The organism is Endozoicomonas gorgoniicola (assembly GCF_025562715.2).
Lineage (GTDB): Bacteria > Pseudomonadota > Gammaproteobacteria > Pseudomonadales > Endozoicomonadaceae > Endozoicomonas_A > Endozoicomonas_A gorgoniicola.
In genome coordinates, this window is sequence record NZ_JAPFCC010000001.1 from 1977983 (window position 1) to 2001139 (window position 23157).

The 23157-nt window shown below is 47.2% G+C and carries 21 protein-coding genes; 10 read left to right on the top strand and 11 right to left on the bottom strand.

Features of this window, described 5'->3' with window-relative positions; translation table 11 throughout:
* Window positions 1-50: 50 nt before the first annotated feature.
* Genes istA through NX722_RS09015 form a run of 3 tightly spaced genes read left to right on the top strand, consistent with a single transcriptional unit; the run spans window position 51 to window position 3820 of the window.
* Window positions 51-1589, top strand: a complete 1539-nt coding sequence (gene istA, locus NX722_RS09005; RefSeq protein WP_262567700.1) for an IS21 family transposase — start codon at window positions 51-53, stop codon at window positions 1587-1589.
* Between the two features lie 19 nt (window positions 1590-1608).
* Entirely contained in the window at window positions 1609-2364 is a 756-nt protein-coding gene (gene istB, locus NX722_RS09010) for an IS21-like element helper ATPase IstB (protein ID WP_262564275.1), read from the top strand.
* A 58-nt stretch (window positions 2365-2422) separates the two neighbouring features.
* Window positions 2423-3820 carry an IS701 family transposase gene (locus NX722_RS09015; RefSeq protein WP_265442345.1) on the top strand — a complete coding sequence of 466 codons (1398 nt, stop codon included), beginning with the start codon at window positions 2423-2425 and terminating at the stop codon, window positions 3818-3820.
* Window positions 3821-4155: 335 nt separating this feature from the next.
* Here NX722_RS09015 and NX722_RS09020 read toward each other — a convergent pair whose 3' ends face one another.
* Window positions 4156-8619 (bottom strand): hypothetical protein, encoded by a 4464-nt coding sequence (locus tag NX722_RS09020; protein ID WP_262567702.1) that lies wholly within the window; start codon window positions 8617-8619, stop codon window positions 4156-4158.
* Between the two features lie 614 nt (window positions 8620-9233).
* On the opposite strand from NX722_RS09020, the gene NX722_RS09025 reads away from it, so the two are divergent.
* A complete protein-coding gene (locus tag NX722_RS09025) occupies window positions 9234-10130 on the top strand; it encodes a transposase (protein ID WP_262567703.1) in 897 nt (298 codons plus the stop codon).
* 153 nt (window positions 10131-10283) lie between these two features.
* Here NX722_RS09025 and tnpC (NX722_RS09030) read toward each other — a convergent pair whose 3' ends face one another.
* The gene (gene tnpC / locus NX722_RS09030) at window positions 10284-11063 is read right to left on the bottom strand and encodes an IS66 family transposase (RefSeq protein ID WP_262567704.1); all 780 of its coding nucleotides are present in this window, start codon (window positions 11061-11063) and stop codon (window positions 10284-10286) included.
* On the opposite strand from tnpC (NX722_RS09030), the gene NX722_RS09035 reads away from it, so the two are divergent.
* Window positions 11062-12264 carry an ISL3 family transposase gene (locus NX722_RS09035; protein WP_262563783.1) on the top strand — a complete coding sequence of 401 codons (1203 nt, stop codon included), beginning with the start codon at window positions 11062-11064 and terminating at the stop codon, window positions 12262-12264. The genes tnpC (NX722_RS09030) and NX722_RS09035 overlap by 2 nt on opposite strands.
* Here the strand turns inward: NX722_RS09035 and tnpC (NX722_RS09040) are convergent.
* The 4 genes from tnpC (NX722_RS09040) to NX722_RS09055 form a co-directional block, all read right to left on the bottom strand.
* The gene (gene tnpC / locus NX722_RS09040) at window positions 12231-13172 is read right to left on the bottom strand and encodes an IS66 family transposase (protein ID WP_262567705.1); all 942 of its coding nucleotides are present in this window, start codon (window positions 13170-13172) and stop codon (window positions 12231-12233) included. The genes NX722_RS09035 and tnpC (NX722_RS09040) overlap by 34 nt on opposite strands.
* A 56-nt stretch (window positions 13173-13228) precedes the next feature.
* The gene (tnpB, locus tag NX722_RS09045) at window positions 13229-13588 is read right to left on the bottom strand and encodes an IS66 family insertion sequence element accessory protein TnpB (protein ID WP_262565324.1); all 360 of its coding nucleotides are present in this window, start codon (window positions 13586-13588) and stop codon (window positions 13229-13231) included.
* Window positions 13585-13926 carry an IS66 family insertion sequence element accessory protein TnpA gene (tnpA, locus tag NX722_RS09050; RefSeq protein ID WP_262567706.1) on the bottom strand — a complete coding sequence of 114 codons (342 nt, stop codon included), beginning with the start codon at window positions 13924-13926 and terminating at the stop codon, window positions 13585-13587. The genes tnpB and tnpA overlap by 4 nt, the downstream gene beginning before the upstream one ends.
* A gap of 95 nt (window positions 13927-14021) precedes the next feature.
* Window positions 14022-14330 (bottom strand): hypothetical protein, encoded by a 309-nt coding sequence (locus tag NX722_RS09055; RefSeq protein WP_262568761.1) that lies wholly within the window; start codon window positions 14328-14330, stop codon window positions 14022-14024.
* A 238-nt stretch (window positions 14331-14568) separates the two neighbouring features.
* On the opposite strand from NX722_RS09055, the gene NX722_RS09060 reads away from it, so the two are divergent.
* On the top strand, window positions 14569-14964 hold the full coding sequence (locus tag NX722_RS09060; protein ID WP_262567707.1) for a MerR family transcriptional regulator: 396 nt from the start codon (window positions 14569-14571) through the stop codon (window positions 14962-14964).
* Window positions 14965-14970: 6 nt separating this feature from the next.
* Window positions 14971-15411, top strand: coding sequence for a GyrI-like domain-containing protein (locus NX722_RS09065; protein ID WP_262567708.1), 441 nt, complete (start codon window positions 14971-14973; stop codon window positions 15409-15411).
* Here NX722_RS09065 and NX722_RS09070 read toward each other — a convergent pair.
* The gene (locus NX722_RS09070) at window positions 15349-16416 is read right to left on the bottom strand and encodes an IS4 family transposase (protein WP_262565188.1); all 1068 of its coding nucleotides are present in this window, start codon (window positions 16414-16416) and stop codon (window positions 15349-15351) included. The genes NX722_RS09065 and NX722_RS09070 overlap by 63 nt on opposite strands.
* Window positions 16417-16679: 263 nt before the next feature.
* Window positions 16680-17645 carry a hypothetical protein gene (locus tag NX722_RS09075; RefSeq protein WP_262567709.1) on the bottom strand — a complete coding sequence of 322 codons (966 nt, stop codon included), beginning with the start codon at window positions 17643-17645 and terminating at the stop codon, window positions 16680-16682.
* A 997-nt stretch (window positions 17646-18642) separates the two neighbouring features.
* On the opposite strand from NX722_RS09075, the gene NX722_RS09080 reads away from it, so the two are divergent.
* Genes NX722_RS09080 through NX722_RS09090 form a run of 3 tightly spaced genes read left to right on the top strand, consistent with a single transcriptional unit; the run spans window position 18643 to window position 21490 of the window.
* The gene (locus NX722_RS09080; protein ID WP_262567710.1) at window positions 18643-19275 is read left to right on the top strand and encodes an IS110 family RNA-guided transposase; all 633 of its coding nucleotides are present in this window, start codon (window positions 18643-18645) and stop codon (window positions 19273-19275) included.
* A gap of 59 nt (window positions 19276-19334) precedes the next feature.
* Window positions 19335-20861, top strand: a complete 1527-nt coding sequence (gene tnpC / locus NX722_RS09085; RefSeq protein WP_262567711.1) for an IS66 family transposase — start codon at window positions 19335-19337, stop codon at window positions 20859-20861.
* A gap of 26 nt (window positions 20862-20887) precedes the next feature.
* Complete coding sequence (locus NX722_RS09090) at window positions 20888-21490, top strand: transposase (RefSeq protein ID WP_262567712.1); 603 nt, start codon at window positions 20888-20890, stop codon at window positions 21488-21490.
* A 202-nt stretch (window positions 21491-21692) separates the two neighbouring features.
* Here the strand turns inward: NX722_RS09090 and NX722_RS09095 are convergent, their stop codons facing one another.
* The 3 genes from NX722_RS09095 to NX722_RS09105 form a co-directional block, all read right to left on the bottom strand.
* Window positions 21693-22001 (bottom strand): hypothetical protein, encoded by a 309-nt coding sequence (locus tag NX722_RS09095; RefSeq protein ID WP_262567713.1) that lies wholly within the window; start codon window positions 21999-22001, stop codon window positions 21693-21695.
* Between the two features lie 88 nt (window positions 22002-22089).
* A complete protein-coding gene (locus NX722_RS09100) occupies window positions 22090-22764 on the bottom strand; it encodes a hypothetical protein (protein ID WP_262567714.1) in 675 nt (224 codons plus the stop codon).
* A 125-nt stretch (window positions 22765-22889) separates the two neighbouring features.
* Entirely contained in the window at window positions 22890-23111 is a 222-nt protein-coding gene (locus NX722_RS09105; protein WP_407647972.1) for a transposase, read from the bottom strand.
* Between the last annotated feature and the right edge of the window lie 46 nt (window positions 23112-23157).

The following is a 23157-nucleotide window of genomic DNA, read 5'->3' on the forward strand; positions in this document are numbered from 1 at the left end:
CACCGCTACCCTCAAACTTGAGACCTCCTCAAGGACGAGTGGATAGCATCATGAAGAGACTGCCCATGCGCAAAATTCGTGAAGTACTCAGGCTCAAATTCGAGCACCAACTCAGCATCCGGAAGATTGCCAGTAGCTGCAATATTTCCAGAGCAACCGTCAGTGATTACCTTAACCGGTTTGCTGCCTCCGGGCTGGAATGGCCTTTGTCATCTAATCTGGATGAGACGACACTGGATCAACAACTGTTTCCCGTTCAGCCACCTGCTTCAAAGCGCCAACTGGCCTTGCCAGACTGGAGCGAAATTCATCAGGAACTTCGCAAGCCCGGTGTCACCCTTATGGTGCTCTGGCAGGAATACAAGACCAACCATCCTGAAGGCTATCAGTACAGTTGGTTCAGTGACCGCTATAGAGAGTGGCGAACGCACCTTGATGTTGTTATGCGCCAAAATCATATTGCAGGCGACAAGCTGTTCATCGATTACGCCGGACAGACGGTTACTGTCGTTAATCAGCACACAGGAGAGGTTCAGCAGGCGCAGGTGTTTATTGCGACGCTTGGTGCCTCCAGTTACACCTATGTAGAAGCTACATTATCTCAGTCTTTGCCAGACTGGATAGGCTCTCACGTGCGTACCTTTGAATACCTGGGTGGAGTACCCAATAACCTGGTGCCGGATAACCTGAAAAGTGGCGTGAAGCATCCTCATCGTTATGAGCCTGAGATCAATCCTACTTATCAAGACCTGGCCGAACATTATAATGTCGCTGTCGTACCCGCCCGGGTCCGATCTCCAAAAGATAAAGGTAAGGTCGAGTCTGCTGTTCAGATAGTTGAACGGTGGATACTGGCGCGTTTACGCCACCAGACATTCTTCTCCCTGGCTTCACTCAATGAGGCTATTGCAGGGTTACTGACAGAACTGAATAACCAACCGTTCCAGAAACTGTCCGGTAGTCGTCGTTCATTGTTTGATTCTCTCGATAAGCCTTCACTGCGCCCACTGCCTGAAATGCGTTATCAATACGCAGAATGGAAGGAGGCACGAGTACATATTGACTACCACGTAGAGGTCGACAAACACTACTACTCAGTCCCTTATCAGCTGGTCAAAAAGCAATTAAGTGTACGCATGACCAGTCAGACGATTGAGTGCTTCTATAAGGGGCAGAGAGTCGCCAGCCACCGCCGTTCGCAGCATAAGGGCAGGCATACTACTCAAGCCAGCCACATGCCGGAAAAGCACCGTAAATATGCCGAGTGGACACCAGAACGAATGCAAAGCTGGGCGGCAAAAATCGGACCTGAAACCGCAGCCGTCATCCAACGCGTCCTTGCAACACGGCGTTATCCTGAGCTGAGTTACCGAAGTTGTCAGGGCATCATCCGTTTAGCCAAAGGCTACGGTAACGACCGACTTGAAAACGCCTGTCGTCGTGCACTTTATGCAGAAACCTGCACTTACCGGAGCATAGAGTCAATCCTGAAGCACAACCTCGATCAGCAACCGCTTCCGGAACTGGAGCCAGAGACGGTGTTGCCTGATGAGCACGAGAACCTTCGGGGTTCAGACTACTTTAACTAACGACGGCAGGAGAATAAAAATGTTAATGAACCCTACGATGGAAAAGCTTCAGGTTCTGAAACTTACCGGTATGCTCGAAGCATTAGATGAGCAGCTTAAAAGTCCGGATATAGAGCAGTTGTCGTTCGATGAACGGCTCGGCTTAATGATTGACCGTGAGATGACCGCAAGGGATAACCGGCGTTTAAAAACACGGCTTAAAAAAGCACGACTACGTCATGATGCCTGCATGGAAGACATAGACTATCGTCACCCCCGTGGTCTTAAACGAGACCAGATACAGCAGTTGTTATCCAGCCACTGGATACGGGAGCATCAGAACGTGATCATTACAGGGCCGACGGGTGTAGGAAAAACCTGGCTGGCCTGTGCAATGGCACAGAAGGCCTGCCGGGATGGGTACACAGTGCAGTACCTCAGGCTGCCGAGATTACTGCAAGATCTGAACCTGGCAAGGGCTGACGGTCGCTATGTGAAACTGATGACAGCACTGGCAAAAACTGACCTTCTTCTTTTAGACGACTGGGGTCTATCACCTCTGACAGAAAGCCAGCGGCGTGACCTGTTGGAAATAGTAGAAGACCGGCACAATGTAAAAAGCACCCTGGTCACCAGTCAGATGCCGGTAGATCACTGGCATGAATTGATCGGTGATCCAACACTGGCAGATGCCATTCTGGACAGGCTGATTCACAACGCTCACCGGGTGCCACTTAAGGGTGACTCCCTGCGCAAGAAACAGTCAAAACTGGCAAAGTCAGAACTTACGTCCTAAGCTGCTATCCGATGCGTCGCTACGCTCCGAAAAGGGGTGGCCGGATACACTGGAACAGGTGGCCGGATGTTACCGGAATGGGTGGCCGAATGCGCTGGAATACCCAATCTACCAGGAAAAAGCGGTTGCCATGCTCACTTCAGATCAGAAAGTAATCCTTCGAGAGCTTTCTTTATATACGACATTTCTTGCAAAAGCGCTATCACCACTTGCGGTACCAACGTTCTGTGAGTTACTTCTGGGTGGCATGCTTTCTGGCGAAGGCTTTGTTACACAAGCCCTTCTGACGATCCACTACGAAAATTTCTGGAACAGCTACCATCATTGGGTCTCCCAAGGCAAGTGGCGTTGGCGAAACCTGGCGCATCGTCTGATATTGCTGGTCAGTTCTAAAGTGCCTGACGGTCAGACCATTCCCCTGATTCTCGACGACCTGACATTCGAACGCTGCTCTAACAAAGCACCGGCATGCCGAATACATCACCAACACAGCAAGAAAAAGAACCGGTGTACTTATCTCCTTGGTCAATGCTGGGTCTTTCTGGCTATTCCTTTCCAGAGACCATCAGACAAGGTGCATACTGCGATTCCAGTGATGGCTTTTCCATCACCTAAGTCAGGCAACATCAGCAAGCTTAAAATTGCAAAGGCCATGCTGAAATCTGTAAGACAGACTCTTCAGGGGCGAGCTTTGCACCTGCTCACTGACTGCTGGTTTATGAATCACACCATGATGCAGCCCGCACTTGAACTTGGGTATGAGGTCATTGGCCATATCCCCAAAAACCGGGCACTTTATGCGCTTCCAGTCGATGCACTTCCTCCCTCTCCTTTCAAAAGGAAAGGCCGCAAGCGTAAGTACGGCGTCAAAATGACACCTGAGGAAGTAGAGAAATTACCAGAGACCAGGATGACTCTCTGGCTTTACAGAAAGAACCGGACAGTCTCTTTTCGTTCCTGTATTTGCCGGGCACGTTTTTTGAAAGGCCGTATTGTCCGAGTCGTCTGGAGTCGTTTTGAAAACGACAAGGGAGAAACAGAAACCAAACTATTTCTGTCCACAAATCCTGACCTGAAAGCCGATGAAGTGCTATTAGCCTACTCGCTCAGGTGGCCTATAGAGCCTATGTTCCAGCAACTGAAACACGAGTTTGGATGCAAGCATTTATGGCAGCAGAAACTCAGAACGCTGTTACGATGGATGCACATTAAAATGGCAGGGTATGCGCTGTTGCAATTACTGACCATTTGTCAAAATCCAGCGGCCATTGCCCTGGCCAAAACTGCCTGGAGGCATCCCGATACTGTCACGGCCGGAATGCTCAGGCGCGCGCTGTTTTGGATTATTCCGCAGTTTCGAATTCGTGGCTGCTGGAACCGATATGAGCAAAAATTAGAGCTGAAATTGCCGGATAAAAACGAACGTTCGGATAGTTTTTTGGAAAAAGCGGCATAAATGAACTCAGAACCAATAATTTAAACGGTTCAGGCAGGTTTAAATTGTGTGCCTGACGGGGCTGGCTGTGCCGACACTAAATATTTTACCGAACGTTCAGGTTTTAAGAACTTTAAACCTGAGTTAAAAATAGCGGATTGGTGGAAATAGGGGTAGATGGAGTTCACCAACCGCTTACGTAAATTAGATTGCGGATTGTATAAAAACTGTACTTTACTGCTAAAAGTACAGCCTGCTCGTTCACCGCTTCAAAGTTAAGCGGGAGTTAAGGAATGCGTAAGTCCTACTTGAATATTCAGGTTTTATGTCAAAGTAATTTTTTTGTTGGCGTAGCTCTAAGTGCGTAGTAGCGATAATGCCTGATCTTTTATTTTTTGAACAAATGCGTATCGCTCTTGTTCATAGTTGTTATTAGGTGTTGTGTTTGTCAGCCAGGATTCCAGCGCTTTAATAAAACCCTTAGCTTCGGGGTGTTGTTTTATTTTGCTTTTAAGTGGTTCCATACTCGATTTGAGTATCTGTTTATACCTTGTATTCAGTGGAGGCTCTTGCTCCAGAAGGAGCTCTTCAGCTTTATTCAAGCTCATCATTGTATGCATGAGTATTGCAAATACACTACTGCCATCATCGTAAAAGATCACGGACTGCGGCACGTACAGCTTCGTATTTAAGAACTCCGGGGTTAGCAGATGTTCATTAAGATGATTGATTCGCTCAGCTAGCAGTACCGCTTCATCTTCTAAAGAACAGAAAGGAATTGAAGCTATTGGCTGAGACTGTCCCTGTAGCCCGGTTCCGGCATCTTCTGTCACTACCGGCAAGACCGGATAGGTCTCCACTTTGACCACCAGTTCTGTCCTGATCCGGGCTGTTGTAAAAGTCATGGAGACTTTTCGTGGTAAATGCAGCTCTCTGCTGCCCGGTGTACTCCAGAACAGGCACTGTGAAGGTATTTCAGGCTCATCGTCATTCTGGCTGTTAAACTCATTGTGTATTTTCTCTGCCAGTTTCTCGATACCTGCATTTGTACCAATCAGGTTGATCTGGTCATCATTTCCTTGCGCGTAGTTGGAAAGACACCTCGTAGTGACTATCACCGGGCTGGGATAAAGGTTGTTAATCTCATTGATCAGGCTCAGAACTCTGGATGACGTACTGTGACGGCTTTCAGGTGCCATCATGCTCAGGGGGAGTGCGCCAGCCGCCTGAACTGTCGGCTGCGTTACCTGTGGTGCTGGTGACTTCCTGGCAGAAGCTGGCTGAGCGGCTTTTTGCTGTTCTCTTTTCCGATGTTTATCACTTCGTTGAGTTTTGACCGGGTTGTCTTCAGGTGCAGGAGGTTTCTTTTTTCCAGGTTGCTGACATTGTTCATCAAACCAGTACAAAAGGGCTGTTTTGACTTTAGATGCAGGGAGATCCCGCAAGGAAGCCTTTACCTGCGCCCGGGATACCTGAGTTCCGTCAAGGAGCCATTGTTGAAAATAACACTCTGCCAGAAAAAAGAACCTTAACTGGATGATCTGCTCCGATACGGGCATCTGCCTTATGTCTCTGGCGATAGTATCGGGTGTTAGTTCACTTCCGGCCGGGTAAGCCGGGAGCCCGTACAGCAAAGCGCGGGTTTTGACTAAAACAGAGTAGTAACCTTTGTCAAAAGTATAATTATTGTCGTCTATGAGGCGCACTGCTTCCTGGTATAGCTGAAGCCTTTTCTCTTCATTGCCGGAGGGGTGGGTCTGGACCCGTTTCAACAGGTAGTCAATCTGGTGTGCTTCTGTCGAAACCGGCAGCTCATAAAACCCTTTTAGCACCGAGTCATCAGAAATTCTTATGTCGGTGGCTTTGCCGGATACTGCCAGGTGCCCAATGAATTTGGTTTTTTCCAAATGACAGCGATTTTTCTGGTAATAATCTATAACTGTTTCTGGTTTTACAGGTTGTCCGTTAAGAGGTATTCCCCTGAAGCAGAGTTCTTCAAGAAAACACCCTTGCTCCAGAGTGGCTCCTGCCTGTTTTAGCTTTTCAACCACAGCCTCCGGTTTTACCAGCATGCCTTTTATCGGGCGTTTTTGCAGGCAGAGTTTCTGTAAGAGCAATCCGTGTTGCAGAAACGCATTTCTCTGTTCCAACTGCTGTATTATCTCTTCAGGGGATACCGCTTTACCGTTCAGGTTTATCTTTTTCAGGCAGAGCTGCTGAAGAAAGCAGCTAAGCCCCAGGTGCCCTTCCCCGGTATCCGGGAAGAGACTCGCCACTTTCTCGGGAGAGACCTCTTTATGATTCAGTTTTATGCCCTTCAGTAAAAGTGCTTGCAGGAAACGAGCCTGTTCCAGCTCACAACCAGTCTCCTGTAATTTTTTCATGACGGTCTCTGGCTTAACAAACCTTCCGTTCATTTTGATGTTATTAAGGCATAACTCCTGAAGAAAGCGTGCTACTCCAAGCCTGCCTTCGTTTGTTTCCGGGAATGCGCTCACTACGTCTTTTGAGGCAATCGGCTTTTTATCTAACTTCGTGCCTTTGAGAAAAAGCTCCTGAAGGAAGCGGGCCAGGTCCATTCTTCCGGACATCGTTGCTGGAAAAAGATCCCTCACTGCTTCCGGGGTTGGGCACTGACCATTTAACATGATGTCATGCAGGCATAAGCGCCTCAGAAAGTGAGCCCTTGCCTGTCTGAACGTTTCAGTTTCCGCTTTACCAAAGGCTGCCTCTACGTGTTCTGCTGCAACGGGGTCATGATACAGACAGGTCCTTTCGAAGAATAAATATTCCTTAAAATGTGCGAGTTCCAGCTGTTTGCTGTCGATATAGTCAGGAACAGCCTGATACGCTTCGTATACGGTTTCTGGTTGGATAAACTCACCATGCAGTTGAATGCCAGCTTCATACATTTTTCTGTAAAATCTGGCTAACTCTAACGAGTTGCCCGGTTGCTTAAGTTTTTCAACGATGGTTTCTGGTTTTACCTGATCATGATCCAGTAATCTTTCTTTCTGGCAGAGTTCACCCATAAACCAGTTCAGTTCTTTTTCTGCTTTTGCGTCTTCATAGGCGGTTATCACAGAATTGGGAGAGACCAATTCACCATTCAGTTTGATTTCCTCCAGGCATAAGTCCTTTAGGAATCGGGCTTTAATTTCCCGTGTACTGGTATGCTCTCCCAGCTCTTTGATGACCATTTCGGGCGTTACAAGTTGTCCGTTCAACGGCATTTTTGCGAGGCATAACTTAGCGTGAAATATGATTTGAGACTGAGGACTTTGCTGATAGAACTGTTCCACCGAGTCGCCTGTCACAGGGCCGTTTTTCAATGGAATTCCATTCAGGCACAGCATTTCAAGAAAACGCCCCTGTGCTTCACTGTCCAGTGATTTTTTATACTCTGCTACTACCTGGTCTGCTGATATGGATTTTGACCACAGTGGAAACGCCCCCCAGAACAGTGACTCAAGAAAACGGGCCTTCATCACAGCAGTGCCCTTCTGTTCTATCATCTCCATCACGCTTTCAGGGGTGACAGGATTGCCGTTAACGGGTATCCGGTTCAGGCACAGGAATGAATAAAAGTATGCCAGCTCTTTTATTCCCTGGGCTCTTTCAAGTACCGATATGACGTATTCTGCCGTGACGGGTCTGCCATTCAGCAGACGGTTATGAAAAAACAGGCTTTGTAGAAAAACGCCTTTTGCCAAAGTGCATTTTCTTTGATTCGGAGACTTGTCGTACTCCTCCACAACCATCAGTGCGGTAACGGGGCCACCGTAAATCGTTCTACCTTCTTCGTACAGCTCCCTCAGTAAGGAGGCTCGCCTGTAGCTGGTTTTATCACTGAGTTGTCGTTCATATTTTTGCTCAGGGGTCTCAGTTTCTGGCTGAGTTTCAGAATGATCACGTTGACGGTTGGCAGAGGGGGGGGTGAGTTTTTTGGGTCGACAAACAAAGGCTGAAAAGACTTTTGGTTCATGTTCAGATGTGCTTCTGGCCTGGTGGAATGATGGGGTGATATCTTCGTAGGGTCTGGCTTTTTCTAGGAACTGGTCTATCTCTCTATCGGCGTCCACACGTGTATATTCGTCCAGCACCATCTGTGACGTTACAGGGCCTGACTCCAGAGGAATTTTATTCAGGAATAATCCCTCAAGGAATTTACCTTTTACGTAGGGCGACTTTATCGGTGCCAGCAGTGACATGACCTTTTCGGGTTTGACAGGCTCACCGTGCACTCTGATTCCCTGAAAGCAGAGGTTTCTGTAAAAGTACGCAATTTCCTCCGATGCTTTTGCTATTTTAAACACGGATAAAACATCCTCGGGGGGCACCGGATGACCGTTAAGCGTGTGATTGTTGAAAAATAGTTTCCTCAGGAAGACCCCTTTTTGCAGGACGCATTTTGTCTGGTTAGGAGATTTGTCAAACTCCTCTATTACCTGTTCTGCCGTAACGGATTTGTTGAACAAGGTTTTGTTTTGAAAATACAAGTCACCCAGAAAACAGGCCATTCTTAAATGGGTAGTATCATTGCTCAACCGTTCGTGTTTTTGCTCAGGGGTTTCTACGCTACTGCTGGAAGCTTGTTGCCTGGTGCTTCGGGTAGCTATAGAAGCTTCCCGCCTCCCGGAGTGACTGCTAGCCGTTTGAGAGGCTGGCATTGATGTTGTTGTCCGCCCACGGAAATGGCTTCTTCTTCCTCTGGAGCGATCACGCATGCCCTGGTAGTTCTGGTTTTCGCTACGATCATGAAGAGAGGGGGGCGAACCAGACAAACCAAAGTGACTGTTACGACTAGTAGTAGAATCCATTCCTGAAACTTCCTTCTAATTGGCTATTAGGGTGGTGGTATGAATGTCAATCTTTCTTGCGTTATTTAGAACTGAGACAGGATAAAGAGCCAGAGGTTCCTTCCAGAGTGCTGAGGTCGAGCGGTGCCAGCCCGGTATGGAAGTCAGTAAAGCAGATAACACCCTATACATCGTTTTGAATGTAAGGGGAAACATAGTCTGAGACCACGGACAGCTCCAGTGATACACGGGTATACCTGCATAGCTCAGGGTATAAGTGGTTGGAAGGGTAAGCAATCACGCTGCTTTCAGCCTGACCAGATAGCACGACAAGCCCAGTACTTTTAGTGCTGGGAAGGATAGTGCGGAGTCCGAAAGACTCATCTATACTACGAATCGCTGTGTTGCTTCTTCCGGCGATTACGCTATCAGCACAGTTTGAGTTAAACATAAACTTACCTCCGCTTTCTGCCCGTGTTTTTAACAATCCGAAAGGTAGAGCAGATTGTCGAATAAGGTGTGTCTTGCTACTGGTAAGAGACACACTGCGGCGGGGCATCGCCGTCTAGGAGCCTGACCGAGAATAGTATTTATCTGATATAATAGCTTTCAAAACCCAGCCCTGATGAAGCCTGATGTCGCCACCTTCAAAATTCAAGGATAGCCCTGTTGAGTTCGACCAGCACCTGCTGTTTCCAACCAACATCTTTGATCTTCTTCCCCAAGATCATGACTGCTACATCTATGAAACCATCTTCCAGAACATTGACACCTCGGAAGTTGAAAAGCAGTACCATCACCTTGGACAGCATGCCTACCCACCCAAGCTGATCGTAGGTATCCTGATCTATGCCTACAGTCATGGTGTATTCAGCTCCCGTGAAATAGAAAAACGGTGTCGGCAGGACTTGGCATTCATGTACATCTCTCAGATGAATTGCCCAAACTTTCGGGTCCTGGGGGACTTTCGCAAAAACAACCTGTCATTTTTTCATGACTGTTTCAAACAGTCCGTCAAGCTGGCGATGGAGTTGAAACTGGCATCGCTTGGGCATATCAGCCTGGATGGTTCGAAATTCAAAGCCAACAGTTCAAAGCATAAGGCTATGAGCTACGGTCGGCTTAAAGCCAAAGAGGCAGAGCTCAGCGCTGAAGTTGATGAACTGATCAAAAAAGCCAGCCAGTGCGATCAGGAAGAAGACGACGCCTACAAAGAAACTAATGGCTACAGTATTCCTGAAGACCTCCAGTTTAAAGAAGAACGACTGAAGAAAATTAAGGCAGCCAAAAAAGCACTGGAAGAGCGTGAGAAAGCCCTCAATCCGGACGAGCCAATAGACGACAAGAAACAGATTAGCTTTGCAGACCATGATGCCCGGATGATGAGCAAGAAGGGGTACTGCGAATACAGCTACAATGCTCAAATTAATGTAGATGCGGATCACCAGATCATTGTCGGCCAACACATCAGTCAACGCGCCAACGACGTACAGGAAGTAGGTAAGCGCCAAATAAACCAGCGTACTGGCTAGCCTTGCCGAACTCTCTTATTCTTGACTGGCCTTAACTGCCCAGGGCAGCAGACGCTCTAATTTATCAAGAGCGCCCCAAGCCGCTTGCGGCTTAACATCTACGAGTAACTTTTTCCGCTATCTGCGTAAGCGGTTGGTGAACCCCATCTACCCCTATTTCCACCAATCCGCTATTTTTAAATCATCCGGTGTGAGATTCATTGGTAACAGGTGCTCAACACTTGCCCCTTTAGGTAATTGCGGAACTCTGGACAGCACATAGCGGAACCATGCATAAGGCTCCAGACCATTGGCTTTGGCCGTTTCAATCAGGCTGTACAACACTGCGCTGGCTTTGGCTCCATCTACGCATTGGGCAAAGAGCCAGTTCTTGCGACCGATCACAAAGGGTTTTATCGCTCGCTCGGCAGCATTGTTGTCGATATCCAGTAGCCCGCTATCGAGGTAGCGTAACAGGTATGACCACTGATTTTGCGCATAAGTAATGGCTTTGCCCAGCTTGTTTTTCGGGGCTATTTTCGGTTGCTGCCTGTCCAGCCATTTTTTCAGCTTATCCATAACCGGTCGGCTTTCCGATTGCCGGATCTGGAACCGTTCTTCAACGGATTTGTCTTTGATCCTTCGCTCTATGGCGTAGAGCGTCTGGATCATGTTCAGCACCTGGGCCGGTTTGCTGATTTTAGTTTGCGGCCCACCCTTCTTTTTGGGGATGGCGTCCAGAGCTTCCTTGAATTTTCTGCGGGCGTGCGCAAGGCAGCCAACCAGCTCAATCTCTGGCTGCTTGCCGCTCAGGGTTTTATAGGCAGGCAAGCCGTCACACTGTAAATAGGGGGCTTTTACAGGTTGGCTGATGGAAAATGAGGGGTTGCAACAGAAATAGCCTTTCAGGAAAGATTGATTTGAACAGATCAAAATTTCTGAAGGATCAGACATGTGTACAACACCCTCACTACGTCCTATGTTCGCATTTCCCGGCTGGGTAATCGAGCAGATTGATATTGATTGGGAAGTCAAACAAGCTTTTGTCTATCTCCGCAGGGATGGCCGAATTCAGCACGAGAAATGCAGTCAATGTGAAACCCCTATGGGACAAATGAAGACAAAAGATCGGTGTGTCCAGGATTTACCACTGGGAGTTCTACAGGTAAATCTTCTCTTCACAGCTTTTCAGGGCCGCTGCTCACACTGCAACAATATTGAAACCGTTACTATTCCTGGTTTAACTCCCAAGGCTCAGGCAACCGATCGCCTTAAACGACACGTCAGCCATTTATGTCGCTATATGCCCTGCGACAAGGTGCCTGAATTCATTGCTATATCCGGTGGTACTGCCCGTCGTTGGGATAAAGAGATGCTGCTGAGAATGCTTTCAGCTCCAAAGCGTGACGGTATTCGCGCTCTGCTCATTGACGAAAAATCCATTGGCAAAGGCCATCAGTATCTTACCGTTGTTCTTAACGCCGACTCAGGAGAAACCCTCTTCCTTGGTGAAGGCAAGCGAAAAGAGACTCTGGATGAGTTCTTGAGCAGCCTGACTGAAGAGCAAAAAGCGAGCATCGAGTGTGTTGGCATAGACCGTGGTGGCAGCTATCAGGCTTCGGTGAAAGAGCACTTGCCCAATGCGGATATTGTATACGACAAGTTTCACATTATTGCCAATTATAATGATGTGATAGATCAGATAAGGCGCAGGGAGTGGCGTCAGGCTGAAGAAGAGAACAAGCCCTTTATCAAGGGTCAGCGGTTCAACCTGTTCATGAACCCTGAGAACCTGACTCCAAAGCGAGAAAGCAGTCTGAAAGAGCTCTTGAGCATGAACGAGGATCTCAATCAGGCTTACATCCTGAAAGACATGCTCAAACAGCTATGGACGTACACGTACAAAGCGTGTGCCGGCAAGTTTCTGGATAGATGGATAGAGTTAGCAAAAGAAACCGGAATTGCAGAACTTAAGAGGTTTGCTAAGGGCTTGGACAGGGCAAGAGAGGGCTTGCTGTCGTACTGCCATCATCGTATAACCAGCGCGAAGATTGAAGCTTTCAATGGAGTCATCAAACGGATTATCTACAAAGCTTGTGGCTACAATGATCTTGATTACCTCTATCTTAAAATCAGGCAGGAGGCTGTAAAATGATCAGCCAACCTGTAAAAGAGCCGTAAATAGCCGCTAAAACCCGACAAAAACGCTTGTGGCCGTCCGTGATCCCTGCCTGACTGGTAGTTGTACAATACAACGGGAGAGCCCAGCTGTCCTGTCGTACGATACAGCCACATGTAGGACTTGTTTTGTGGTGTACGATCAGGTTCGTTCAATACCTGTAGTGGTGTTTCATCCGCCTGGATGCATGGCTGCTTAACCAGCATCTTCTGTAAAGTGTCGTACAGTGGCTGAAGTAAAACCGACACCCTGATCATCCATTCAGACATTGACGCACGACGGATCTCTACGCCCATGCGCTTGAGGATAAACTCCTGACGGTACAGTGGCAGGGCATCGCAGTATTTACTGGTGATAATCCAGGCCAGCAAGCCGGGGGTAGCAATACTCTTGGGGATAGGCAGCTTCGGCATCGGCGCTGTCTTAACGCCAGACTCGCACTCGCAGCGATACTTTAACCGCTGAAATTCAATGACTTTAACCTGGGCCGGAACAATATCCAGCTTGCAGCTACTTTCGTGACCAAACGCCTGAAGCTCTTTGCCGCAGCAGTCGCATTGTTTTTCTTCTTCGGAGACATCCAGTGTTACAACATCACGGGGCAGGTCTTCAGATAACGTTTTTCTGACAGGCTTTTTCCGCTGGTGAGCCTCAATGGTCTGGGTTTCAGGCTCTTGCTCTTCTTCTGTGACCTCTTCAGCCAGTTCTTCCGCTTCATTAAAGAGCAGTCCCTGGTCTTCAAAACGCTCACTGGAGGAACCAAATTTCTTATGCTGATATAACCGGAACTGTTCTTCATACCACGCCAGTTTCGTCTTCAGCTGGATAATTTCCAACTGAAGCGATTCAAAGGTCGGGCTGTCTGGCGTAGTAATCGTATTCATGTCGTTTATTATCCGACAAGCGCCCTGTAGTTTGCATTGAAGCAGGTCATGGTAATTTAAGCGGCAGGCTGGTAGTGCAGAGGTTGATGGGCTTTTTTCTGCTCTACCGGCAACCCGTCCAGAAGCCAATTTAATTCACGGCGGGTTAATGCTATGGCCTGATCCGGAGCGTCCTGACGGGGCCAGTTAAAACAGCCCTTTTCCAGGCGGCGATAGTAGAGCCAGAAGCCGTTGGTTTGCCAGTGCAGAATCTTGAGCTTATTGCGCCCCCGGTTGCAGAAGACAAACAGGCTTTCGGAAAACGGGTCCAGTTCCAGCACTTCACTGACGATGAGGGACAGGCCGTCAATGGACTTGCGCATATCCGTCACGCCGGGTACCAGGTAAACGCTGAGAGATGAGGATGCACCAATCATGCGACCTCCAGAAGGTTGAGAACCTGCTTTAAAGCCGTTGCGTCAAATCCGGAGGCCAGCTCAACACGAAGGCCGCTGGGGCTGACAAGGGTAATGCCTGTTTCCTGTGTTTTTTGAGGTTCCGGCTCTTGTGCGACGGAAACAGGAATCAAAGACTTTGGCTCTTTTGAATCGAGAGCGGACTGAATGATCCTTTGATTATCGAGGCGTCTTTTATGGTATCCGAATGTTTTAACCGGGAGTTCATGCCGGCGGGCATATTCGGACTGGGAGAGCCCGCTTTTTTTCCAGGCTCGGATATGGTGTTTCCAGAAGTCGGTGGGGCGATGGGTTGTCATGGCAACTTCCTGAATGTTTGGAAGCATTAGTGTTCAGGATTTTACAGTGGGGTAGTAGATGTAGTTGGCCTGACGCTTACGTTGATCTGGTTATTTCAAACCATTGCCAAACTGGGCGGCTGGTGCGATTCCAAACACACAGTTCGCCCTGGTTGTCTGGCCGTTTGGAAAGGGTGGTTCAAATTACAAATCGGCGTAGAAGTCTGGCGCATGGCCCGCCAGTTCTGGGGTGTAGAGATATGATAAAGAGATAGCTTTAGGGAGGGGAGGATGTCAACGATAGCAAGAAGGATGTTGGCATTGCGCTTCTTGTACTGTGCAACCCTTGGCTTTTCTTGTTTGATAAACCTCTTAAGCATTAAGCGCTCGTCTTCACTGAGCCGAACATGATACTTGATAGCCATGATAACTCCGTCTTTTTACCAGGGCGGCAGTAATAGAAGCACACAAGCTGATATTCGGGTAACAGATTCCACAGTATGCCGAGCCAACGAACTCCTCTCTGAGGACGGTGTAATTAACATCATTTCTGGTACGGATAGGCATAATTGCATCTCATTGTTCACAGATTGAGTTCTTTGCAGCAAATTAACGTTGTTGAACATTCTAATATTTTTAAAGCTCCCTTGTGTCGGCAGTTGTATGAAGCTATATCGAATCGGAGAAATCAGTCAGTTATACGGCATCAGTGTCGATACCCTGCGGCATTACGAAAAGATGGAAATTCTGATGCCCGAACAAGTAAGCGACAGTGGTTATCGCTACTACTCCAACCGGCAGATCTGGCAGCTGAATATCATCCGTACCCTGCGGCAGCTGGGCATTGGGTTGTTAGATATTCGCGATTACATGAGCCATCGGACCCTGGATAAAAGTCAGGCTCTGGTGGAATTTCAGCTAGACACCATTGACCAAAAACTGCGGGAACTGAATCGCCTGAAACAGGAGCTGGAAGATAGGCACTATTATTTTCAGGAATCACAACAGGTAGAAGTTGGTGAAATAAAGCTCAAAACACTTCCTGTGCGAAAAGTCTAGATTGAGATGCGTGACGTTCGGACAGTCTGGGAAATTGATCGTCTGCACAAAGAGATAGAGCTGAATATTGAAGAGTCACGACTGAGCTATTTTGCCTGGGGACGTGCCGGAGCTTTTATCAGTGAAGGCGATTTTCACAAGGGCAATCATACCCATTACAACGGCTCTTTTATTATCGACAAACTGGCTGATAAAGAGATCCCGGCAGGAGACTACCTGTGTATGCATTTTCAGGGTGAATACAGCCAGCAGAATATAGACAGTCAATATCTCCGAATGAAAGACTACATGAAAAATCATTCACTGGAGCTGACTGGACCCGTCGTCGAAATTTATAAGCTTGATATCCATGAAACGGATGATCAGCAGGAGTATCTGACCGAGCTATGTACGGGACAAAACATAAAGCAGGTCCGAAAAAGATGTTTCATCACTTCGACGGCATGAGTTCACAAGTACCCGTCGCAGCAAGTCCAAGCCAAGCCGAAAAAGACTATTTTGAGGGCGGTAGTGTTTATTCAGAGGCAGCTGATCGGCTTCACCGTATTTCCAGTGGCCTGCAACCATACACCAGAGAAAAGTCAGCGCAAGAATTGCCATGAGCTTGTCCATTTTTTCAGGCTCTGTCATATGAGTGGACTCAATCTCAAATCCTCGTTTTTTCAAGCAACCAAACAGAGTCTCTATACTCCAGCGTTGAGAGTAATCATCAATCATGGTCTCCGGATTTTTCGTGCCAACAACGATTAACAACCCTTTCGGTGACCGCCTTGCAGCAATGTAGAGCAAAACATCAGACACACGACGCTTAGTCATCCAAACTTCAGACTGGCCATATTTTAGATGACGAAACAGCTGGCCTGCTCGCAACTTTTTGCCGTTGCGCCCATCGATGCTAAAGTCTTCACGAATACGCAGTCGAAACAAAAGATGATTCTGTTCCAGCCATTCGAACCATTCCCTGCCAATAAACTCACGATCTGCCAGCAGATTGTCGATCTTTTCTGCAGGTATCAGGGCGATCACTTTCTTCATAAGATCAATGCGCTCCTGTGTACTTGAATTGCCTCCTCCTTTAGTCAGGCAGACCCATGCGATGGGGATGGAGACCCCTTGCCATGCTACAGACACTACAAGATAGTTGATGTCTTTACCGCCGTATTTCCAGTTGGTTCGATCCATGCACAATGTATAGCGTTCAAGACCAAGCCAGTGGAGGATAAGCTTCCCGATTTGCTTCAGACAGACTTCATAGCCCCAGAAAAAACGCTTTATGCGCCTGTAGCTGGACTCCGTGAGCGCAGTACTCTGAAAATTCTCAGCAACCCGATACAGGTTGGTAGAGCGTGCTCGCAACAAGGAGAGCATAAACTGGGCAAGGAAAATAATTCGGGCTTGATGCCAGGGCAAATGGGCTTTAAGCTCTGCGGCTAATGAGCTGACTTCTTTCATGTACGACAACGGTAAACTGTACGGAGTTAAGAGACCGGATAGGTTACCTGACGGGAAGGTCAGCTCATACCCTCCAGCTCCCATAAATCCTGACTTTTATACTTTTTGTCCCGTACATAGCTGACCGAGATTCAAATTCCTGTCAGTTTTCACAATCAGGCTGATGAGTTAAATCTGAAGAATTGATAGCTATGCTTTGAATCAGGCTGGGCAGTTCTTGGCCTAGATTCAATGTATTGAGATTATTTGCAATAGTACAACTTCTACCAATTAAATGAGTTTTCTTCTATTTCATCCGCATATTGATAACCAAAATCTGTTTTTACTATGACTCTATCCTCGGGATTATCAAGATCCATATCCCTGAATAATCCACCACGTCTCAGAGACATGTAAACACCATGAATATGATCTTTACCTTGAATCACAAGGATAACCTGCTGATCCGGAAAGTTTTTCATAATCTTTTTTAGGTTGTGTACTGCTCTATTGTTTCTTTTGTGTACTAGATAATATTCATAAGAGCCACCACAACTGATGCAATAGTCGCCTTCCAACCAGTGATTTATATACTTAAAGTTATTCAGCGCAGATGATTTAAGCTTTTTGTCCACAGAAAATCTATAGTCTTCTTGATATTCATTACAATCTCCAAGCATCTCTTCAGACCAATAGTATTTATTAGTTAAGCCGGCATGCAACATATGAATCCATTGTTCTGATGTAAAGCATTTGAAATTTTTATCACCATTAGTATTTTGACCAAGACCAATTAAATATCGGCCTTGATATCCAACGGATATTGCTCCAGCCTGATTGACCGCAGAAATAAGCAATGAGGGTAACTGTTCTGATCGGTAATAATTGTTCCCTACGAGTTCATCCAGTGCTTCAGAAAAGCCAAACTGCCTGGCTTCATCATTAGGAACACCCTCAATAACTCTATGTTTAAAATGGCGGATGAATTCAGAGCCGGCATCAAAAGCATCCTGATTGTGGACATGAGTTTCGCCCAATAGAAACACCACTTTTCCATCTGAGCTTCGCAAACCTCTCAACATATAATGATCACTGCCAGTAGCCGTTTCATTATAATCCAGAAAAGCTTTAACAGGAGCTTCCAGACCATGTTCATGCAAAAACTGTTTATCACTGAGTACTTCTGCTTTTGAACAAATGCAAAAAGATACTGTTAAGGTCAAAAGAATTAATAAATTCCATTTGTTCATATATCACCTGTTTTTATATTTTCGACGTGCAGCAAAAACTGCGACTATTAATCCTTTGATGCTCTTAGCTTTTAATGGTTAATATTGAGACAATCGTACATTAAAAAAGTTCACATCCTTTTGAATAGGTGATGATGCTTCAGAACTGTTGATAATATGTTGTTAGCAATTTATTGAATTGGGCAGAAGCAAACTTAACTTCTTTCATCTTAACCTCGCGAGAAACCCCGTACTTTTAGTGCGGGGATGGATAGCGTGGCTTGCGTAGAGCAAGCCTGTGTATTATCGTTCTTCCTGTCTCTTGCAGATCTACCTCCGGACTGGAGGAATGTTAAGCCTGCGGAGTTCGTGTGAGACTTGGGGAACATGAGTTGGTTCGTAGCCGTAAAAGTTCCCACTGCGGAACTTTATGCGACAACCAAGCTGTTCCCTGAGCAACGAACTGTGAAACAGGAAACCCCGTTAGGTGACTAACAGGAATCCACTTCCTTTAGAGGCTGTCGCAAAAGGGCTACGCTTGCCAATACCGCGTTAAAAAATGGCTCAAAATGCTCATTTACTCGGTGTAAACTGCGCTTTTTCGCCATTTTTTTACCTTGTCTTGCCTGCGCTCGCTGCCTTTACGACAGCCTCTTTAGGGAGGGGAGGATGTCAATGGCTGAGAACAGACAACAAGCTTCTATCGCAATTGTCGTTAAATTCGGAAGGAGTATTAAACGTTCATGGCCGGTAACTGGCCACCCCGAAACATGAAAATGTTGAAGTCTTCATCCAGACTTGGAGTGGGCGGCAAGGCCTGATCATGGTCGACAAATTTTTCAGAGGCTTTTGACCCTGAACCTAAACTGACCTAGACGGATCGCTCGTACCCCTAATCGTTTCCCGCCTTACAGCGTTGAACGGATAGTAAAAAGACCTCTGCCGATCCTCGGCTTATGGCCCACGATCAATCCATCAGACCTTGCCATCTTCCATGATCCATAGGGAGATTAGTCTGATGCAGTCAATTTTGAAATGTTGTGCTGGCCTCGATGTTCACAAGATGATGGTCATGGCGACTGTTCAGACCGAAGACGAGAACGGCGAAATCAAAGAGATCACTCAATCGTTCAAGACGTATCGACGTGAACGCAGGAAGCTTCGCGATTTCCTGGTGAAACATCAGGTTGAGCTCGTGGTCATGGAGAGCACAGGCGTTTACTGGAAATGCATTCACGAAACTCTGATTAAAGCAGGCCTCAAGGTCTGGGTTGTCAATGCCCGTCACGTCAAGAATGTGCCCGGTCGCAAGACCGATGTCCAGGACAGTCAGTGGCTGGCAACACTGGGTCGGTGTGGTTTGCTTCGCCCCAGCTTTGTACCGCCCCCTGATATCGAGCAGCTGAGGTTGCTGTTCCGCCGTCGTCAGAAACTGGTGGGGCAAATTGCCGGTGAAAAGACTCGTCTGCATAAAGTTCTGGATGATGCCGGTATCCGTCTCGGTGGCGTAGTGAGTGACATACATGGCAAGTCCGCACAAGACATGATTCAGGGACTGATTGACGGCCTGCCTCCGCAAGAGCTGGTTAAGTTTGCGCGTGGCAAGCTGAAGAGCAAAACCAAACGTAACTATTCAGCCCCTACACGATAGACTGGAATTTTTGTGATTTTGTGCCATTTTGAAAGACAGTTTTCAGACATCTACACGTCATGAGTCAACCCGCTCCCGAATTCCAGATTATCGTCGCTCTCCTTACTGCTGTGAACGAGCAACAAGAGCAGATTACTCGTTTGAGTGAGCAAGTTTCAAAACTGGAAGCAGAGAACAAGGAGCTGAGCGACAGGCTCAAGACCAACAGCCGGAACAGTAGCAAGCCTCCTTCTACTGATGGTTATGCCAAGCCTTCCGGCAAGTCAAAAGACTCATCTGGCACGGCGCCGGACAAGGACAGTGATCCGAAAGACGACAAGCCCAACCCCAAAAGCTTACGAGAGAAGTCTGGTCGCAAGCCCGGTGGCCAAAAAGGTCATAAGGGCTCTACGCTTGGGCAGGTCGAAGCCCCTGGGCGTACCCAATACCATCCGGTCATAAACTGCGAGAGCTGCCATCGCTCATTACGTTCCGCTAAAGTCGTCAAGCTGGTTGAGAGACAGGTGTTCGAACCTGGTCGTTTTGGTCACTTTGATGTCACGGCTCATGTGGCGGAAGTCAAAAAGTGTGAATGCGGTCATGTAACCCTCGGCAGCTTCCCGGAAGGCGTTGACTCCCATGTTCAGTATGGACCTGCTACCCAGGCGCTGGCGGTGTATCTCTGCCAGTACCAGTTGGTGCCATACAAACGCGCTTCCCAGTTTTTTCTGGATATTTTCGGGCTGGAAGTCAGTCCGGGTTCCATTTGTGCGTTCCAGGAGAATGCCTATGATCAACTGGCCAGCACCGAGCAGGCGATTGTGGACGCTCTTAAGAACGAACCCATTGCTGGTGCTGATGAAACAGGCATGCGGGTGGCTGGTTCGCTGTGGTGGATGCATGTCCTGCGTAGTGAAAAATGGACGCTGTATCACCTTGATCCCAGTAAAGGCCACTCTGCCATAGAGTCAATGGGCGTTTTGCTGACTTTTGCCGGAATACTGGTTCATGACCATTACAAGGCTTACTTCCGCTATGCCGCTCTTCATGTGCTGTGCAACGCTCATCACCTGCGGGAGTTACAGGGTGTTGTTGACCGGGATTGCAACCATCTGGCTGCACGCCTTCAGCGGATGCTAAGGCTGGCTTGGCATCTCAGCAACGGTTTCAAAAAAATTGGCATGGAGGCGGTGCCAGAGACTATTCGCCAACGGATTAGTTCACTGTTCGAGCGTACTGCGAAAAGGGCTCAGGCCGAGGAAGCCGAATATGTGGAACGCCTCCGACAACGGCGGGGCGACGAAAAAGTGAGAAATACGAAAGCCTTTAACCTGTTCAAGCGACTGGTGAAATTCAAGGAAGCAACCTTGAGGTTCATGACTGACTTCAGAATACCCTTCGACAACAATGGCCGTGAGCGAGACATCCGGAATGGTAAGGTAAAACAGAAAATATCGGGATGTATCCGAAGTAAGAAAGGGGCGGAATGGTATAGCCGCATCCGAAGTTATGTCTCATCGGCGAGAAAGCAGGGGCATAACGTTTATGAAGCCTTGCTTATTGCGATGAAGAATTACAGCGATCAACCTTTGTTGGGTGCTGAATAGTTACAACCAAAGAGCTATTCGACAGCATGGAGGGCTCCCTGTCTTCAGCACACCTGACAGTGCTTAAGAGCATCCGGAAACATATTCAGTACCTGGATGATGAGGTTGCTGAATTGGATGCAGGAATACGCAATATTGTACAAACTCAGTACCGGGAACCCTGGCAGCTATTGCAAACCCTTCCTGGAGTCGATGAGATCGCAGCAGCAGGGTTGATTGCTGAGATCGGTGATGACATAAGTGCCTTTGGCAGCCGGGAGTCTCTGGCATCCTGGGCAGGCCTCTGTCCAGGTAACAATGAAAGCGCCGGTAAGCGTAAGAGTGGTAAAACTCGTAAGGGCAACCAGTCCTTACGACGGCTGATGTGTGAGATCAGTCAGGCAGCTGTAAAGACCAAAAGCCAGTTCAAAGGCAAGCATCAGAGCCTGACCATTCGCCGAGGATATAAGCGCAGCATCATTGCCATCGGACATAAAATGTTGCGGGTGATCTACTGCATCCTCACTAAGCTTACGCCCTACAAGGATCCAGAGATTGATTACGAAGCACTGACGGTTCAAAGGAATGCACCGCGCTGGTTACAGATGCTCCAGAAATATAATTATCTGCCAGCTTTAACCAAAGAATAAAAGTTCATCAGAGGCTGCGAGTGAGAACCTTGCCTGTCGGCGAGGATGGAGTGCTTTGCGAGTTCGGAGCACTATTTTCATAGTAAACTGCAATGACTGACTACAGGGTAGCACCTCCAGAAATCAATGCCTGTTTGCAACGGAACCCGACAAGTTGTATGAGTTTAGATCATCAACCTTTTAATGGAACATAGCCAAATCTTCAGATTTTCTTTTCAATTACAACAGGTTGCGAGCGATCAGGCTGCATCAACCCCGGCTTATCGGCCATCCCTCCACTCCCACCAGAAATTCTATTCCTGCTGAAAACTTTCGGACTTACTGGGTTAACCTCAAATAAACAGACATGCTTATAATTCATCATCACCGTTTTTTTAGATAATTTTTCAAAGAATTCACTTAACGAATCTGAGCTAACTAATGATTCACCAGATTGATGGGTAAAAAACTTAAACATCTCTCCTTTTTTTATAACAGCTATTGCACCTGAAGTTGCCGAGATTGGACCCACCCGGAGTAAAATCCCTATAAAATCACAATCCTTTTGTACAAGACTGATTATGTTGTTTATGTCTATCAGGCCATTTATATCCGGCCGGTTAAAGTGAAAACCAACCGCTCGTATTGATATAGGCAAATAATATATCGATGTTATAACAAGGGGCAGGAGCTCGCGGATTATTCAGCTCAAAGGTTGGGTTAATGCGTTGAATAACTTCTTGGTCGATTTCGATGGCTTGCTGCACAGCAATAGAAGAGTTCAAAGCTGACAATATGCATGCCTCATCTTTAAAGTCTAAATTAAATTTTATCCATACCAATGAAATCCCTATGCCCGCATGTTTTTCAACATCAAGCCCATAAAATCTGGAAGCCTCTAGCTGGTTGTACTGTCTCCGACTCTCCTCGTAGTGTCTGGTGCCTTGTGTGGCTGATCTGGCTCTGGTGAAGCTGGATCTGAAACTGGGTCTGAAACTGGAGAAGCTATAGGTGCTGCCGGATCTAAACGTCAGCCCCACGGTTTTAGGTTGTTTTAGCACCATTTGTTTTGGTAATGTTGAGACCTTTCTTTCCGGCACACTGGGCTGCCTGCTGATAGACTGGGAATTGCCACAAGGCGCATCAATATCGTGATCGTAGGTTAATGGCTTAATATTATTATCTATTGTCACATCGTGACCTGAAAAGTCTTTGCTTTTGATGCTACACGGGTAAAGTTCCCTGGTGTGAGTACCGTAACCCGAACCTGAGTGTACTGGGGGGGTGCCTTCCATTTGAATAACCTCTTGAATGTTATGGTTCCATTTTGAGTGACTTCTCATTTAGTCTGAAAAAAGACATAAAGGTTCCCACTAGTGCTGAAAAGCGTTAATATCCATGCACCACAAATCATGCCCCTTCATACCTGTAATGGTCGAGCTTTATAAGTCCACTTAAAAGGCTTGGCCATCCTCTTATTGAAGAAATCTATGAAACCGTGAAGTCTGGTCTTCAAATCTTCTGTTGAGGTAAATACGCCTCTTTTCAAAAACCTTCTTACCAAAATGGAAAACCAGATTTCGATTTGGTTCAGCCATGATTCGTGCTTGGGAGTGTAGTGAAATACGATTTTATCCGTCATTCAGCACTTAATCTGAGAATTTCCTAAAACCATCTAAAATGTAAAA